The organism is Bythopirellula sp., assembly GCF_041737835.1.
Taxonomy (GTDB): domain Bacteria; phylum Planctomycetota; class Planctomycetia; order Pirellulales; family Lacipirellulaceae; genus Bythopirellula.
The window spans coordinates 66,170-80,989 of the sequence record NZ_JBGSQY010000024.1 but is presented as its reverse complement, the minus strand read 5'-3'; the positions used below and the strand labels follow the sequence as shown (position 1 = coordinate 80,989).

Annotated in this window: 14 protein-coding genes, 1 tRNA gene and 1 pseudogene; 9 read left to right on the top strand and 7 right to left on the bottom strand. The window is 54.7% G+C overall.

All coding sequences use genetic code 11. The features are described 5' to 3' along the window. Positions 1-30: 30 nt before the first annotated feature. Positions 31-1,179 (bottom strand): aldo/keto reductase, encoded by a 1,149-nt coding sequence (locus tag AC6T8Q_RS07745; RefSeq protein ID WP_500678521.1) that lies wholly within the window; start codon positions 1,177-1,179, stop codon positions 31-33. 162 nt (positions 1,180-1,341) lie between these two features. Here AC6T8Q_RS07745 and AC6T8Q_RS07740 point away from each other — a divergent pair. Further along, positions 1,342-1,415, top strand: a tRNA-Met gene (locus AC6T8Q_RS07740). 22 nt (positions 1,416-1,437) lie between these two features. On the opposite strand, the gene AC6T8Q_RS07735 is transcribed toward AC6T8Q_RS07740, so the two are convergent. After that, the gene (locus AC6T8Q_RS07735) at positions 1,438-3,102 is read right to left on the bottom strand and encodes a M14 family zinc carboxypeptidase (protein ID WP_500678520.1); all 1,665 of its coding nucleotides are present in this window, start codon (positions 3,100-3,102) and stop codon (positions 1,438-1,440) included. A gap of 493 nt (positions 3,103-3,595) precedes the next feature. On the opposite strand from AC6T8Q_RS07735, the gene AC6T8Q_RS07730 reads away from it, so the two are divergent. From AC6T8Q_RS07730 to amrB, 7 genes and pseudogenes are all read left to right on the top strand, one after another. Further along, positions 3,596-5,128: a lamin tail domain-containing protein gene (locus AC6T8Q_RS07730; RefSeq protein WP_500678562.1), complete on the top strand. Its 1,533-nt coding sequence runs from the start codon at positions 3,596-3,598 to the stop codon at positions 5,126-5,128. Positions 5,129-5,218: 90 nt separating this feature from the next. Then, a complete protein-coding gene (locus AC6T8Q_RS07725) occupies positions 5,219-6,205 on the top strand; it encodes a hypothetical protein (protein ID WP_500678519.1) in 987 nt (328 codons plus the stop codon). Positions 6,206-6,618: 413 nt separating this feature from the next. After that, positions 6,619-6,714: a type IV pilin protein gene (locus AC6T8Q_RS07720; RefSeq protein ID WP_500678518.1), complete on the top strand. Its 96-nt coding sequence runs from the start codon at positions 6,619-6,621 to the stop codon at positions 6,712-6,714. Positions 6,715-6,726: 12 nt separating this feature from the next. Further along, positions 6,727-7,704 (top strand): annotated as a pseudogene (locus AC6T8Q_RS07715) (DUF1559 family PulG-like putative transporter); the annotation flags it as partial. Positions 7,705-7,722: 18 nt separating this feature from the next. Next, positions 7,723-8,106 (top strand): hypothetical protein, encoded by a 384-nt coding sequence (locus AC6T8Q_RS07710; RefSeq protein WP_500678517.1) that lies wholly within the window; start codon positions 7,723-7,725, stop codon positions 8,104-8,106. Between the two features lie 136 nt (positions 8,107-8,242). Beyond that, positions 8,243-8,665, top strand: a complete 423-nt coding sequence (locus tag AC6T8Q_RS07705; RefSeq protein WP_500678516.1) for a secondary thiamine-phosphate synthase enzyme YjbQ — start codon at positions 8,243-8,245, stop codon at positions 8,663-8,665. Positions 8,666-8,671: 6 nt separating this feature from the next. Continuing rightward, positions 8,672-9,964, top strand: coding sequence for an AmmeMemoRadiSam system protein B (gene amrB, locus AC6T8Q_RS07700; protein ID WP_500678515.1), 1,293 nt, complete (start codon positions 8,672-8,674; stop codon positions 9,962-9,964). A 43-nt stretch (positions 9,965-10,007) separates the two neighbouring features. Here the strand turns inward: amrB and hisG are convergent, their stop codons facing one another. Then, positions 10,008-10,862 (bottom strand): ATP phosphoribosyltransferase, encoded by an 855-nt coding sequence (hisG, locus tag AC6T8Q_RS07695; RefSeq protein ID WP_500678514.1) that lies wholly within the window; start codon positions 10,860-10,862, stop codon positions 10,008-10,010. Positions 10,863-10,948: 86 nt separating this feature from the next. Further along, on the bottom strand, positions 10,949-11,284 hold the full coding sequence (locus AC6T8Q_RS07690) for a phosphoribosyl-ATP diphosphatase (RefSeq protein ID WP_500678513.1): 336 nt from the start codon (positions 11,282-11,284) through the stop codon (positions 10,949-10,951). Between the two features lie 154 nt (positions 11,285-11,438). Between AC6T8Q_RS07690 and miaA the strand changes: the two genes are divergently transcribed. Next, positions 11,439-12,368 carry a tRNA (adenosine(37)-N6)-dimethylallyltransferase MiaA gene (gene miaA, locus AC6T8Q_RS07685; protein ID WP_500678512.1) on the top strand — a complete coding sequence of 310 codons (930 nt, stop codon included), beginning with the start codon at positions 11,439-11,441 and terminating at the stop codon, positions 12,366-12,368. A 96-nt stretch (positions 12,369-12,464) separates the two neighbouring features. Here miaA and AC6T8Q_RS07680 read toward each other — a convergent pair whose 3' ends face one another. The 3 genes from AC6T8Q_RS07680 to AC6T8Q_RS07670 all read right to left on the bottom strand — a co-directional run bounded on the left by AC6T8Q_RS07680 (position 12,465) and on the right by AC6T8Q_RS07670 (position 14,687). Beyond that, positions 12,465-13,712 carry a serine hydrolase domain-containing protein gene (locus AC6T8Q_RS07680; protein ID WP_500678511.1) on the bottom strand — a complete coding sequence of 416 codons (1,248 nt, stop codon included), beginning with the start codon at positions 13,710-13,712 and terminating at the stop codon, positions 12,465-12,467. A 108-nt stretch (positions 13,713-13,820) separates the two neighbouring features. Beyond that, positions 13,821-14,291, bottom strand: a complete 471-nt coding sequence (gene moaC, locus AC6T8Q_RS07675; RefSeq protein ID WP_500678510.1) for a cyclic pyranopterin monophosphate synthase MoaC — start codon at positions 14,289-14,291, stop codon at positions 13,821-13,823. A gap of 3 nt (positions 14,292-14,294) precedes the next feature. Next, the gene (locus AC6T8Q_RS07670) at positions 14,295-14,687 is read right to left on the bottom strand and encodes a putative signal transducing protein (RefSeq protein WP_500678509.1); all 393 of its coding nucleotides are present in this window, start codon (positions 14,685-14,687) and stop codon (positions 14,295-14,297) included. Positions 14,688-14,820: the final 133 nt, after the last annotated feature.

Sequence of the window (14,820 nt, the reverse complement as noted above, 5' to 3'; positions counted from 1 at the left end):
AGCTCATTGGATGAAATCGTCGCGCTAAACTCAACTCGCTTGCGGGGTGGGAGCATTGGGAGCAATCAGCTTTTCTGCTTTGAGCTTCGTCCAAAATTCGTTGGGAATCGCGATGCTCATCGACTCGACGTTGGCCTTCGCTTGTGCGGCGTTGCGTGCGCCGGGGATCACGGCGGACACAATCGGCGGTGCAGCGGCAAATTGCAAGGCTGCCGTGCGGATGTCGATGCCATGCTCGGCGGCGATCTCGCTGATGCGCTGACGTTTAGCGGGTGCCCAATCGGGGATCGTGCCGCCGTAGTGATAGCGCTCGCGGCCTGCCAGGTAACCAGCGTTAAGCGGCGCACCTACAACCACCGAAACGTCGTGTTCCGCAAGTTTGGGAAACGTATTGTCGAGCGCTTCCTGATGATCGAGGAGTGAATACTGAGTTGCTAACAGAAAGATGTCGGGATCAGCGACTTCAACGGTTCGCAGCGCCGGCTCGGGTCGATTCACGCCCAAGCCCCAGGCTTTGATGAGGCCTTCTTCGCGCATGCGGGTGAGTTCGGGCATCGCACCTTTGGCGGCGACTTCGAAGTGCTTGACCCACTCGTCTTTCATGTCGCCGTTGTCGGGCGAGAGATCGTGGATGAAGACGATATCGATTTGCGAAACACCAAGGCGGTTCAAACTGTCTTCGATGGAACGTCGTGCGCCGTCGGCGGTGTAGTCGTAGCGAAACTCGAACGGCGAAGGATCTTTCCAAAGAGTTGCCGTGTTGGGGGTGTTCGTCGCGGTGAAGATTCGTCCGATCTTTGTGGAGAGGACATAGTCCTTCGGATCGTGATTATGCAAAAAATGTCCGACGCGGCGTTCGCTCAGTCCGAACCCATAAAACGGGGACGTGTCGATATAACGGACGCCTGCATCCCAAGAAGCTTGCAGCGCGGCTTGGGCCGTTTCGTCGCTCACTGGTTCAAAACCATTGCCGATGGCGACCCCACCTAAGCCGAAGCGATAAGGTGGTTGATAGTGCTTGCCGCCGGGAGCATTCGTGGGAAGCGGTTTGCCGGTGGGTTTACCTTCGGTGGCCATGACGGAACCAGGCCCCGGTGATTGAGCAAAGAGGGAATTGCTTGCTAGAACAGCCGTGCCCGCGGCAACCGTAGAAAGGAATGAGCGTCGCGAAGAATTCATGGTGCGATCTCCGAAAGAAATTTTGCGAAACCGGCTATACGTTCAAAATAACTCTGGGGTTCTCCGGTGGCTTTTTGCGTGATTGCCACCCCCTTTACCTTGGAGAGTTTACGAACGATAATCGAGAACTTCAAATCGCTGGATCGGCAACGATCAACATGCGGCGGCGTAGCTCAGTTGGTTAGAGCAGCGGAATCATAATCCGCGTGTCGGGGGTTCGAATCCCTCCGCCGCTACTTTCTTTCTGCTTACTTCTTTTTAGTGCCGTTTCAATAAGAGCGGTATCGCAAACAGCAGGAGTGTCGCAGCCGCCGGTTCGGGCACGCTCAGCGAATTCGCCACCAAACTGCCGCTCACTTGTCGTTGCCAGACAAGAAAATCGCGGCCATCGACGTCGCCATCTCCGTCGGCATCGCCCATGTAGTGCTCGGCACCTGTCGTCAGGCCGTAGCCTTGTTGCCAAGCGATGAGATCACCTTGGTCGACGTCGCCATCTTCATCGAAGTCACCTTCGAGTGGGTTATCAACGCGAATCCAAGCTTCGTACATCGCGAGACCCGCGTTCTTGCCGAGGTCGTGGTAATAGGAGATCGGTCGCGAAATGCCGAATTGGTTTTCAAACGTGACCGACATGTCGGCATTGAGGCCATAGACGTCGTTCCAACCGTAACCGGCGAGTGTCAGGCTTGAAGGGCCAGAGCCGGAGATCTCTTGCAAAATATTGGGTTGCAGGGCACGGAAGGATTGCCACCAATCATTGTCCGTATAGCCGGAGCGAATATATCCCCAATCGTCGCGATACTGCCCCGCATATTCGTCATAGGGACTTTCAGAGCCCTCGCCGTTGGGGCCGACGATGGCGTAGTCGGGAACAGAGGAATGGAAATCGACAAACAAATCGAGCGAATCACCGGGCGTGGCATGCACATCGTTATACATTGCTTCGCCGTTGATTTTTTGCTCGGTGCGCAAGGGGCTGTCCCAATCGTTGCCGCTCACCGGGCCAGGACGCCAATAGCCATTCGGATCGTTATTTGGATTTTGCAGCATGGCACGCGTGAGCCCCGCTGCGCGGCCCGAAGCATTCAAAGTAGGATAGGCGAAAAACTCAGCTTGATCGCGCAGCGCCGCGGCGCGCGGATCATCGGAGATCAGCCAATTCACGAGGCCTTCATAAGTATAAATGCCGAGCGTTTCCGAGGCATGCTGCCCGGTGGCAAACGCTGCTTTGTATTTGGGAGTCGCCGAATCGGTGGCGGGGTTGGTGATGCGATAGGCATAGAGATCGCGTGCCGGTTGCAAGCGATTTAACTCATCCATGCCCCCCGGGGCTTGGCCGATCACGCCATTGGCATTGCCCGTTGCGGTTGGCTCGGCCCAGGGCGAAGCCAGTACGGTTTGCGTATGAGTCGTGCTACGGCTGTAAGTGTAGGGGAGCGCGTACGCCACATAGACTTCATCTTGTGTGAAAGGGGCATTCAGCGTGAACGTGTAGCGATCGTCGGCAGGATTGGCGTTGGCGGAACTCAGGGTGTTGTTGGCATGAGGAAAGAACTGCCAATTTTCACCGTCATAGGAATAAACCATTTCGTGGTCGTAAAGTTCGTGGTCGGTTTCGATGCTTGTGTCGTCGCAGCAAGAACCATCGCCGCCGAATTCCCCGGCGACGGAGAACGTGAGATTCTGATCGAGCACGCCGCTGGCTTTGAAGTAGAGCCAGCGCCAATGTTCGTCGCCTAAACTGAAGCCGCCGCCCGCGAACGAATCGCGCCCCACGATGTTGACCGTGTTGCCGGAGACTGAATAGCTCTTGAGTGAGCCGGAGTCGATGTTGCCATTGAGCGTGACGGCGGCTCGGGAAGGAACAACAAAAATGGCAAGGATAAACACGGGTGATAGGACCCGCGAGAGACGCGACAACATGGATGCCTCAACTCAGGTGAGATAGCAAGTGATTCGAAGCGTGCAGCATGGCATTACATACTGTTGTCGTTGAAGATGCCGGAGGACACAAACGGCATTGCGCAAAACCGCTAAAGAGTTGCGCTTAGAAGTGTGTATTCTCTCGGCGCGGCCTGTTAATATCAAAGCCGTAGGTGGACGCGAATTTATCCGTTTGTCTGCTGCTAGGGCGAGGCAAAGCCATTGGCCGCAGATGCCTGGTCTCCGACAAGGAGCGAGGTGCAGATGCTTTTCTTAAAGCGTTTACCTACAGAGAGAATGCGCGAAGAGGCTTTCGCATCCATTCCCTTTCACTCATTTTCTCCTGGGGAGTTGCTGCAAACTCACAAGAGAATCTCTATGCCGATCAATTTCTCTCCATGTGTGGAGTTGTTCCAATGAATCTTAGGAGTCACATCATGAGGATAGTCAACAGTCGAGTTCTTAATGCGAGCCTTGTCTTAGGTGCCTAGTACTGAGCACATCCCTGGCCAGTGCTCAACTTGTTATCAACGAATTGGTTCAAGATAACCGTACCAATGGCAATTCCAACGTCGCTGACACGGGCGAGTTTATCGAGATTTACAACGGCAGTGGCTCGAATGTAGATCTTAATGGTTGGACCCTCAATGTGATCGATCTCGACGACAGCAGCACGCTTTTGTCGATACCTCTCTCCGGAACGATCTTAGCAAGTGACCCCTACTATGTGATTGCCAATTCGGGGGGCTCGATCAATCCTTCTTTGATTGATTTTGATACGTCGACGAGCGATTTCTTGGTGAATGACAACAACCTTTATGAAATCCGAAATCCGGCCAATGAGCTGGTGGATGCTTTAGGCGTGCAGCTCACGTTTGATCCCCAATACGATTTTGTGACCCCTGAGCAGCTTACCCAAATCGGAGGTGGTGGTTGGTCGCAATTGGTGACGACCGTCGAGACGCCCCAGTCGTACGGCCGATATCGCAATGGTGAAGACACCAATAAGAACGGTCGTGATTTCGGCGTGATTCCACAGACACCTGGCGCCTCGAACAACTTGCCGGAGATCGGAGCCTTCGTGGCCCCGAATGTTGATGCGCTGGCACAAAGCGCACCTGTCCCGGGTTTTAGTTATTCCTTCGTTGCACCGCGTGCCGTCGATCCGACCATCGTGGGTGGCCCGATCAAGCATGCGACGACACCCTCTCCACAAGGTGGGAAAGCCATCGTGGCCTGGGATGAAACCGGTGGCGGTAATATGGTGGCTTCCAATTCGTTGGTGACCAGCTACGACATTCTGGCGTTCCTTGACACGATCAACAACGGCGCGACGGGTACTGCTAAGCAAGTGGAAACGACCACCTATGGTATCGGCACGACCGATGCTTTGTATGGAACGCCTGACCCCGAGGGTGTGCTGACAACCGTTGCGGAAACGTCCAACGGCAATACGGGCGTAGGCTGGGTCTTCATTAAAGAAGATACGCTTAACTACAAGAAGCTGTTCCTGATCGATTTTAACGACGGCGGTGACAGCAAGCCGGGTGGCGCCGATTGGACCGTGTTGCAAACGATTGATCTCGCAGCAAGTCCGTCGGATTGGCATCGCTTGGCCATCGACTACGATGAAGCCACCGGTGAGGTCGAGGCGCGTTTTAATGATCAGGTCTTTAATCATACGATCACGCCCGACATGGTGGGGACGTTTTATGTCGGCTTCCGTGAACCAGCCGCTAGCGGCGTGAATGTTAACGCCAGCCCTCCCATTTTCCAGCAGTACGAAGGCTTGGCGATTTTGCCGGGCGACTTCGATGAAGATGGCGATGTCGATGGCCGTGACTTCCTTGCCTGGCAGCGAGGGCTCTCACCAGTTCCCTTTAGTTCCAGCGATTTGGCAGCCTGGCAAACGGCTTATAACGGCGGTGCTTTGAGCGCGATAGCTTCCGTACCCGAGCCTGCGGCAGGCCTTTTGATTTGGGGAGCGTGTTCGGTCCTGGCGTTTTGCCGGGTACGGAAATCCTAGCGAAGAGAATTCAGAGTTGAGCAAGAATGGGCGGTTGTAATTACCAATCCTTGGTGTGCATCAGTTGACAATCGAAGAAAGGACAAGCTCATGAAGCGAAATTTTGGGATCCTAGTCGCCGTGTTGGTGGCTAGTACCCTCAGTAGCAGGGCATCGGCCACGATCCTGTTTAGCGATGATTTCGAGACCGACACGAGTGCCGGATATAACGTCAATGTCTCCACTGGCAATCATGCTGCCACGTTTTCCTACGATTACAGTGCCGTAGGAATTCCCTCGGCCCCTGGCTCGGGTGGGACTACTCGCGGACTTAAGCTCGAAGCAAATTATCTCAATGCCAATAATGCTACCGAAACCAATGGCGGTGTGAGCGTCTCGCCGATTGGTTTGTCGCTAACGGGAGATTTTAGAATACGCATGAGTGTTTGGCTGAACGCTCCCGGTCCTTTGCCAGCGGGTGGTAGCGGATCAACGCAACTCACAACCTATGGTTGGGGCACTGCAGGGACGTCTGCCCAGTGGTTTAATTCCCGAGACAGCATTGTCTTTGGTACAACGGGTGAAGCAGGAGCTAGCACGGACTATGTGATCTATCCCAATGGACCTTTGGCACCTAATGGCAGCGCACTGTATGCTGCTTCCGCCATCGTCGACCCCGAAGCTGATGACTCAAGAAATCATCCCCACATATATTATGCCGGATTTGGTGGTGATTCGCCGCCGGCAGCTCAGGCAGCTTTATTCGCTTCGCAAACAGGCAGCACAGTTGTAGGAGCAACTGGCTTTGCTTGGCGTGATGTGATCATAAAAAAACTTGGCAATAGTGTTTCATGGACAATGGACGGAGTTTTGCTGGGAACCGTTGATGCATCTGTCCTGGCGAATCCCCTTGGTGGCAGCAATTTTTTTCTAGGGCAGTCTGACATTAACAATACAGCTTCAACTATTGCAGATGTCCGCTCGCTCCTGTTTGGTTTAGTTGACAATGTGTCCGTTGTGACCGTCCCCGAGCCGAGTGGTGTAGCGCTCGTTGTCTTGTGCGCGACCAGCGCGTGTTTGGCCCGTAAGCGAGACTAAGGCGTTCCTCGTAGAATTTGAGTTAAACATGGGACAACAGGAACTTGGCTTGTACAGGTTCCTGTTGTTTTGCTTGAAGGACCAATGACGTACTGATCGAGTTAATGGGCAAGGGTTATGGAGCCTATTCAAATTTTGTCGTGTTAGCTTGGGTGCCACTGCTGGCTTGTCCAGCAGTGTCCTCGAAGCACGGGTGGACAAGTTGCTTTGAATCCGCAGCGGCGGGCCACCCGTGGCACTCCGGAACGCAAACTCAGAAAATTCTCTTTGACCTGCGCTCTGGGCAGAATAACTTGCGCGTTATTTGGATTGTGAAAGTCTTATATTTCAAGCAGAATTCATTTATGGATAGGTTCAATCGAAACAGGTTTGGCAAATCTATGGAAATGACGAATCGCCGAAGGGGTTGGCATATGCCGAAGGTAAACCGTGGATTTACGTTGGTTGAACTGTTAGTGGTGATCGCCATCATTGGCGTGTTGGTGGCGTTGCTGCTACCAGCTATCTAAGCGGCGCGCGAAGCAGCTAGGCGGAGCCAATGCCAAAGTCAGCTTCACAACTTAGCGCTGGCTGTTCTGAACTACGAGAATCAGCGCAAGGCCTTGCCTCAGTCAATGGATGCGATTTCCACCAATGGCAAAAGCCTTTCGCTAGGTAACATTCAGAATGGAGGAAATATGGGAGGCGTGATGGTGACACGCCTTAGTTGGATCGTTCGTATCTTGCCGTTCATCGAACAGGCCCAACTTTATGACCAATTTGATATGAAGGCCAACGTTTCGACGCAAACCAACCAGGAAACGGCGACTGATACTACGCGAGGGCCCCAGTCGGCGCAAATTGATTTTATTTTGTGTCCCTCCGATGAAGCGCGTGGCCGGTTTTTTCAACAAGGTCTGTTTGCTGGCCCGCGGGCTTATGCAAAAGGAAACTATGCCGCCTATACGGCTCCTGAACATATTGAATGTACTCCTCTCGCGAGAGGCGCCTTAATTCATGAGCCGCATCCATTGGCTCGGATCACCGATGGCACCAGTAACTCGCTCATGTTGTCAGAAGTGCGAACCCGTGACGATGTCCTCGATGTTCGTGGAGTGTGGGCCCTGGCTTGGCCAGGTGCCAACATACTCGCCCTCGACATGCACGGCGCTAACGTGTTGACTCGGATTTGCCAGATAGCAACACCCCCTGAATACCAACCGAATCCTACATACAGAGATTATGTCCTTACGCCCAATTCGGAACGTAATTCGATCGGAGCAGATCTTGCTGACGACTTGTTCGTCTGTGACGCCAACACTACAGCTATTAACTCTCGATTGGACAGGATGCCCTGTAAAGCCACTGGCGAAACAATTGCCACTGCCCGTAGCCAACATCCAGGCGGCGTGAATAATTCACATGTCGACGGCAGCGTCCGTTGGATCGGTAACGATATCGATCCCGTTACTTATGGCAGTTTGGCCTGTGTTCATGACGGCCTGACTTTGACAGAATAGGAAGTATCAAAAGCCGCCATGAAAGCAATCATTCCCGTTGCCTGTGTCATTTTAGGCGTGTTGCTATTAGTCATGGGGCTGCTATGGGGGACTCTTTTCCCTCCGCAATCTGGTTGGTCACCTGAAAAAAATACTCAGCTCACCGAACTGGGAACTCAACTCAAAGGTTTGGGCTTCAAGTTGGCCGAAGCGCAGGCCAATCCGAGCATGCAGCGCGGCGAGAATCCCGCCGAGATCAAGGCGAAATTGGAAGAGGTCAAGAAGGAGCACGACGCCCTTTATGCCGAATTCGAGTCTGCCCGTGATAGGCCGGCCAACACTGGCAATGCCCTGAAATGGGTGGGCGTAATCATCGCGGCGATCGGCGGCATCTTTGCTTTCGTTGGTAATAAAGAAGGCTAACGCTTTCCTGGCAACGACAATTCTCATGTTGGTAACCTGAGGGTTTCATCGAACCCCCTTCTAGAACCGCCCGTATTCGCCCCGATGACAGTCTCTCCGTTTTGAAGCACAATGGTGTTTAGAGGAGCTGTCGGCGATGAAAACATTGACGCAAGAATTGTGGATGAATGTTCCCGAGCGACGGGCCATTATCTCGATCCACGACGACATTGTACGGTTAGTCGCCGAGAGCGGCGTGCAGGAAGGGCTCGTGCTGGTGAACGCCATGCACATCACTGCGAGTGTCTTCATCAACGACAATGAAAGCGGCTTGCATCGCGACTACGACAAATGGCTGGAAGAGCTTGCCCCGTTCGATCCTTCGCCGCAGCGGTATCACCACAATCGTACGGGGGAAGATAACGCCGACGCCCACCACAAACGCCAGATCATGGGCCGCGAGGTGGTGGTGGCGATCACCAAGGGCCGACTGCACCTTGGCCCGTGGGAGCACATCTTCTACTATGAATTTGACGGCCGTCGTAAGAAACGGATTCTTGTAAAGATTCTCGGTGAGTAATTCGCAGTGAATGCTATTCCCGCCAAGCCCCGCATTCGTCCACTTGAAATGTTTCCGCATGGGTCGGACGGCGACTACGTGCTACGTGATCCGAGTGGCTTGGCCAAAACGGTCGTGCTGCCACCCGCGGCAGCGATTTTGGTGTCGTTGATGAATGGGCGGCGAACCCATGACGAAATCCGGGCGGAGTTTCAGCGGACTGTTGAGCAGAGAATCGACGTGGCCGAAATCGAGAAACTGGTCGCGCAGCTGGATGAATTGTATTTTCTCGACAGCTTGCGGTTCGCTACTTACGAGATGCGCTCCGAGGAAGATTATCTCGAACTTGACGTACGACCCGCCGCGCATGCGGGGGGTGCATATTTCGGTGAACCCGCGGGTTTGAAAGCACAGCTCGGTGATCTCTTCACCCGTGAGGGTGGGCCGGGATTGTTGCCGTGGGAAGGTCTCAAAGGCTCCTCCCCTAGCCCCTCCTCGGAATACCGAAGAGGGGGATTGTCGGTTGAGTCAAAACTCTGTGGCGTGATGAGCCCTCACATTGATTTCCATCGCGGCGGTTCTAGTTTTGCGTGGGCTTATGACCGCGTTGTGACCGACTCGCCTGCCAAATTGTTTGTGATTTTGGGAACGGCCCACACACCGCTAAAGAGTTTTTACAGCGTTTCGCAAAAAGATTTTGACACGCCGTTGGGCACGGCCGTGACGGACCGCCAGTTTATTGACGATTTGGCCAAGCGGTTGGGCAATCCCGACAAGATTTTTCGCGACGAACTGCCCCATCGGCATGAGCACTCCATCGAGTTTCAAGCTCTCATGCTGCAATATGTGCTCGGTGGACGGCGGGACTATAAGATCGTGCCGATTCTGGTGGGCTCGTTTCATCCCTTTGTGCAACATGGCAAATTGCCCAAGGAATCGCCCGTCGTGGCGGAGTTTATCGAAGCGCTTCGTGAGACAGCGACTGCGACGGGCGAAGACGTTTGTTTCGTCGGCGGCGTCGACATGGCCCACATCGGGCAGCAGTTTGGTGATCCCGAGTTATTGGATGACGAGCGTCTCAAGATTCAGTGGACCGACGATCAAAATTTGTTGGTCAAAGCGTGTGCGGGCGACGCGCAAGCTTGGTTTGAGCACGTATCCGAACAAGGGGATGCCAATCGCATCTGCGGGCTCGCACCGATGTACACGCTCTTGGAAACAGTTAAGCCCAAACGTGGCGAGCTACTGAAATATGACCAAGCCGTGGCCGGGGATCGCACGTCGTGCGTGAGTTTTGCGAGCGTGGCGTTTTATGAGTGATGCGCTTGCGGCTTAGCGGTGTTTAGCGCTAAGCCGCAAGCGGCTACAGCCGGCAATTCGCAATGGATGTCTCCAAAATCGCCGTGGCGCCGAGTGATTCGAGCTGTTCCATGATGCCGATCACTTCGTTGCGTTTGACCATCGCTCGTACGGCGCACCAATTCTTATCTTCGAGTTGGTTGACCGTCGGGGAATTGTAACCCGGCGTGATCTTTTCGGCGTCGGCCAGCTTGGCGGCGGGGACATTGTATTCCAGCAGAGAATACGCCCGGGCGATGACCACACCTTCGAGGCGTCGCACAACGCGGTCGCACAGTGCCTGGTGTGCGGTTTTGGGATTCTGAATCAGCACTGTTTCGTACGTGCCGATTTCGTCGAGAATTCGCAAACGATTGGCGGCGAGCGTGCTGCCGGTTTCCACGAGATCGACAATTGCGTCGGCAATGCCTAAGGCGATCATCACTTCCACTGAGCCGGTCAGCTTGACCGTGTGGGCGGTGACCCCAAACTTGGCGAGATAGCCCTTGGTGACGTTGGGAAAGCTGGTCGCTACACGTTGATTGGCAAGATCCGTCGGCGTTTTGATCGCGCCATCTTCCGGCACGCAGACGGCCAAGCGACAGTTGCCGACGCCCAGGTTGAGTCGTTCCACCAACTCAACGCCACTTTCGGCTACCAGATCAGCACCGGTGATGCCCAAATCGATAGCCCCTTCGGCGCAGAGCACGGGGATGTCGTCGGTCCGCAGGAAAGTAATGTCGATCGGCATTTCCTTGACGCGCGCGAACAAGCTGCGATCCTGTCGGCGAAAGCGTAGCCCCGCTTCAAGAAGCAACGCCGTCGAGACTTCAGCCAAACGGCCTTTGCTGGGAACACCGATACGTAAATTTTCAGTCATAACTAAACCGCTAATTCACGCTGATAAACGCTAAATGAAAAAATGCTGATATTCTTTTATCAGCGTCTATTAGCGTTCATCAGCGGCTAAGTATTTCTGTTGGCTTTTTCTTCTAAACCCGAGACACCGAATCGGCGAGCGAGTTCGGCTTCCACTTCGGCGAGTTCTATGTCGCGGCTGGCGAGCAGCACCATCAAGTGGTAAATCACATCGCCTGCCTCACGGATGGTGTGTTGTCGGCCTTCCTCACCCTCTTCGCTCGCCGCTTCGACAACCTCGGCCGCTTCTTCAATAATCTTACCACCGATCTTGTTCGCACCGCCGGCCAGCAGCTTGGCCGTGTACGATGTTTCGCCCGAAGCCCCTTTGCGCGCGACGATCGTTTGTTCGAGCAAGTCGAGTGTGCGTGGGTGATCGGACATAAGTGTGGCTTCCCTTGCGAAGGTTCACTTATCACAATGGGCTGGTAAGGGCGAGGTAATCCTCCAGTTTAGGCAGGGATTTACAGTGTGGCAATCGCTAGGGCGAGCGGGGTGCGTAAGCTCCCTGATTTGTTGAAGAAGGTCGGAGAAACTAGTGAACGAAGCTCAGCCCACTCTCGATTGTTGGTTTCTCACCGGGGCCACCGCCGTCGGTAAGTCGCAGGTCGGTTTGGCGTTGGCTCGTCGACTCGGTGCCGAAATTATCTCGCTTGATTCGATGGCGATCTATCGCGGGATGGATATCGGCACGGCCAAGCCGACCAACGACGAGCAGGCCCAGGTGCCGCACCATCTGATTGACATCGTCGACCCCGACGAAGAATTCAGCATCGAGCGCTATCTGGATGCTGCACACGCCGCCATTGCTGAGATTAAGGGGCGTGGCCACGAAGTCTTGTTCGTGGGAGGTACACCGCTTTACCTCAAAGCCTTACTGCGCGGAATGTCGTCAGGGCCCCCCGCCGATTGGCAGATGCGTGAAGAAATTGCCGCTGAGGTCGCAGAAGTGGGCAACGCGGCGCTTTACGAACGGCTGGAGCAACTTGATCCGCTGGCCGCGTCGCAGATCCACCCCAACGACACACGGCGTTTGATTCGCGCCCTCGAAGTCTTCCGCACGACGGGGTCGCCGATCAGTCACCAGCAAATGCACTTTGAAGAAGGAACGCCGGCCGAGAATTGCAAAGTCTTCGTCCTGCGTCGACCACGGGAAGAACAGCATGAACGGATCAACGCCCGTGTGGAGCAAATGTTCGAGCGCGGGCTGGTTGATGAAGTCAAGCAACTCGTCGCCGAGGGTAAACAACTCGGCCGCACGGCAAGCCAAGCCGTGGGATACCAGGAAGTGATCGAGTACCTCAGCGGCGGCGATTACGATGCGATGGTGGCGAAGATCAAAACCCGCACACGGCGATTTGCGAAACGGCAGGGAACTTGGTTCCGCAGTTTGTGCGAATGCCGGTTTGTGGATATCACGGGGGAAGTAAACGCGGAAGCGATTGCCAGCGACATCGGCACTCGTTAGCCGGTATCGTCCCGATGCCGAGTAGTGGTTGTGCCGCAATAGGAACTATCGGCAGTGGGACACTGCCGGCTAACACTTGAAATAAATCGTACGTATCTACTCTTCCACCGCCCCATAAATCACCGGTTTGAGTTTCTCCTCCGTCTCCGGGGAATACGGCACGCGCTGTTCCATCGTCACCACGATGAGGTCATCATCGGGGGAGAGCCAATAGTGGGTGCTCGCCGCGCCGCCCCAGCCGTATTCATTTTTCTTGGCGTGGGCGTTCGATTTGTGAGCTTCAGTCGTCACCGAGAAGCCCAAGCCGTAGCCGACTCCCGTGCGTTCTTCTTCGCCAAATTTGACCCAACCGGCGAGCTTGGGGACTTGGTCGGTCCGCATGAGTTCGACCGTTTCGGGTTTGAGGATTCGCTGGCCGTGGAATTCGCCGTCGCCGGCAATCATCATCAGGAACCGCATGTAGTCGGAAGCCGTTCCCACGAGGCCGCCACCTCCGGACAAGAGCCCGGGCTTGTGAAGGTAGCCGCTCCGTTGGGGATCGTCTTTAATAATCATGCGGCCCTTGCCGTCGGCATAGTAATTCGTGGCGAAGCGTTCGCGTTTGTCCTCTGGGACATAGAACCCGGTGTCGGTTATTCCCAAGGGTTTGAAGATCCGCTCCTCAAAAAATTCATCGAGCGGCTGTCCGGAAGCCACTTCCACAACGCGACCGAGCACGTCGATCCCCGCTCCGTACTGCCATTTGGTACCCGGTTCAAAAGGCAGTGGGATCTGGCCAAGTTTTTTGGTCATCAACTCCAGGTCGGAATTGAAATCGAGCGCGTCGGTGACTTCGAACAAGCTTTCCGTGGGACTACCCCCTGGTGCGCCGTAGACGATCCCCGAGGTGTGCGTGAAGAGCTGTTTTACGGTCATCTCACGCTCGACGGGACGGACGTTGTCGCCGTCGAAGACTTGGAGCTCGGCAAATTCGGGCAGGTATTTTGATACGGGCGCATCAAGATCGAGCTTGCCTTCATCGTGCAAGATCAGCGCGGCGGCCGACGTGATGGCTTTGCTCATCGAGTAGATGCGAAAGATCGTGTCGGGAGCAATGGGCTTTTTTGTTTCGAGGTCCATTACGCCGTAGGGTTCTTGGAAGACCAGCTTGCCGTTCTTGGCGATGAGCACGATCCCCCCAGCGATTTTGTGCTCGTCGATCTGTTTGTTCATGATCTTGCCGACTTCGGCCAGTTTCTCGGCCGACAGGCCTTCGGCGTCGGGGGTTGAGGTTGGTAACTCAGCGGCATGACTTGAGGCTAAAACCACAAAGGACACAAAGGCACAAAGAGTGAAGCGAAGCATGGCGGAACTCCGAGATAGGCGATGAGACATGAGTCGCCATTATAGCGAAAGCCCGGTTAGCCGGCAGTGTCCCACTGCCGATCTTGAACGGCATCGGGACGATGCCGGCTAACGTATGAAGTGGCCGCTGCGACCGCCGGATTTTTCTTCGAGTTGGATTTGCTCGATCCGCATTGCGCGGTCGACGGCTTTGCACATGTCGTAAATCGTGAGCGCCGCGACGCTCACCGCCGTGAGGGCTTCCATTTCGACGCCTGTTTTGGCGGTCACTTCGACTGTGGCTTCGATTTTTAGGGCGTCGTTGCCGTTCTCACTGAAATCGATACGCACGGCATCAAGGGGGAGCGAATGGCAGAGCGGAATGAGTTCGTCAGTTCGCTTAGCCGCCATAATACCGGCCAGCCGAGCAACTTCGAGCACATCGCCCTTGGATAATTTTTTATCCGTGATCAGTTGCCGCGTGGCGGGCTGCATGCGAATCAGCCCACTAGCTCGCGCAATGCGTTTGGTGACAGGTTTTTCGCCGACATCGACCATCCGGCTCGCGCCCGTTTCATCGAAGTGGGTTAGGTCAGTCATGGCTTAGGCCAGTGAGTACGCAAGAGAAGAGAGTATTTGTAAAAGTGTCAGAATAAGTGAGATGCCGTACCAGCCAATCGTGATCACCAAGCCAATGGCAGCCAGTCTGAGGATAAATTTTCGGAATGGCGAATCGGTGGTGACTTCGCTTTCGTCGACAGGTGTCTCGTCATGATGTGGATTCATCGCGTCGAGAATCGCTCTTGCGCGCTCGTAGTCCGATTCTCTGACTTCGACTTTGGGCCAACTGGGGGCCTCAGCCCGGAAGCCTGCGGTGTATTCGCCTTTCATGAAGGCTTCAATCCCTTCGCGTTCCAAGGCCGCGATAATCATCGCGGCTTCCAGATCGGTAGAGAGTTCGGTGAGCGTGACGAGATTTTCGATGGATGTGCTCATGCTGATATTGTAACGCGGTCCTAGAGAGAAGTCACATCTGCGTTAGCCGGAGCCGCAACGCGGTCCGGGATAAGATTCTTGGCATTACCCGGAGCACGTTGTGCTCCGGCTAGGGACTTTCAACATGAATTCG

Coding starts and splice junctions, on each gene's coding strand:
- AC6T8Q_RS07745 (WP_500678521.1), bottom strand. CDS start 1,179: ATGAATTCTTCGCGACGCTCATTCCTTTCTACGGTTGCCGCGGGCACG.
- AC6T8Q_RS07735 (WP_500678520.1), bottom strand. CDS start 3,102: ATGTTGTCGCGTCTCTCGCGGGTCCTATCACCCGTGTTTATCCTTGCC.
- AC6T8Q_RS07725 (WP_500678519.1), top strand. CDS start 5,219: ATGAAGCGAAATTTTGGGATCCTAGTCGCCGTGTTGGTGGCTAGTACC.
- AC6T8Q_RS07720 (WP_500678518.1), top strand. CDS start 6,619: ATGCCGAAGGTAAACCGTGGATTTACGTTGGTTGAACTGTTAGTGGTG.
- AC6T8Q_RS07710 (WP_500678517.1), top strand. CDS start 7,723: ATGAAAGCAATCATTCCCGTTGCCTGTGTCATTTTAGGCGTGTTGCTA.
- AC6T8Q_RS07705 (WP_500678516.1), top strand. CDS start 8,243: ATGAAAACATTGACGCAAGAATTGTGGATGAATGTTCCCGAGCGACGG.
- hisG (WP_500678514.1), bottom strand. CDS start 10,862: ATGACTGAAAATTTACGTATCGGTGTTCCCAGCAAAGGCCGTTTGGCT.
- AC6T8Q_RS07690 (WP_500678513.1), bottom strand. CDS start 11,284: ATGTCCGATCACCCACGCACACTCGACTTGCTCGAACAAACGATCGTC.
- AC6T8Q_RS07680 (WP_500678511.1), bottom strand. CDS start 13,712: ATGCTTCGCTTCACTCTTTGTGCCTTTGTGTCCTTTGTGGTTTTAGCC.
- moaC (WP_500678510.1), bottom strand. CDS start 14,291: ATGACTGACCTAACCCACTTCGATGAAACGGGCGCGAGCCGGATGGTC.
- AC6T8Q_RS07670 (WP_500678509.1), bottom strand. CDS start 14,687: ATGAGCACATCCATCGAAAATCTCGTCACGCTCACCGAACTCTCTACC.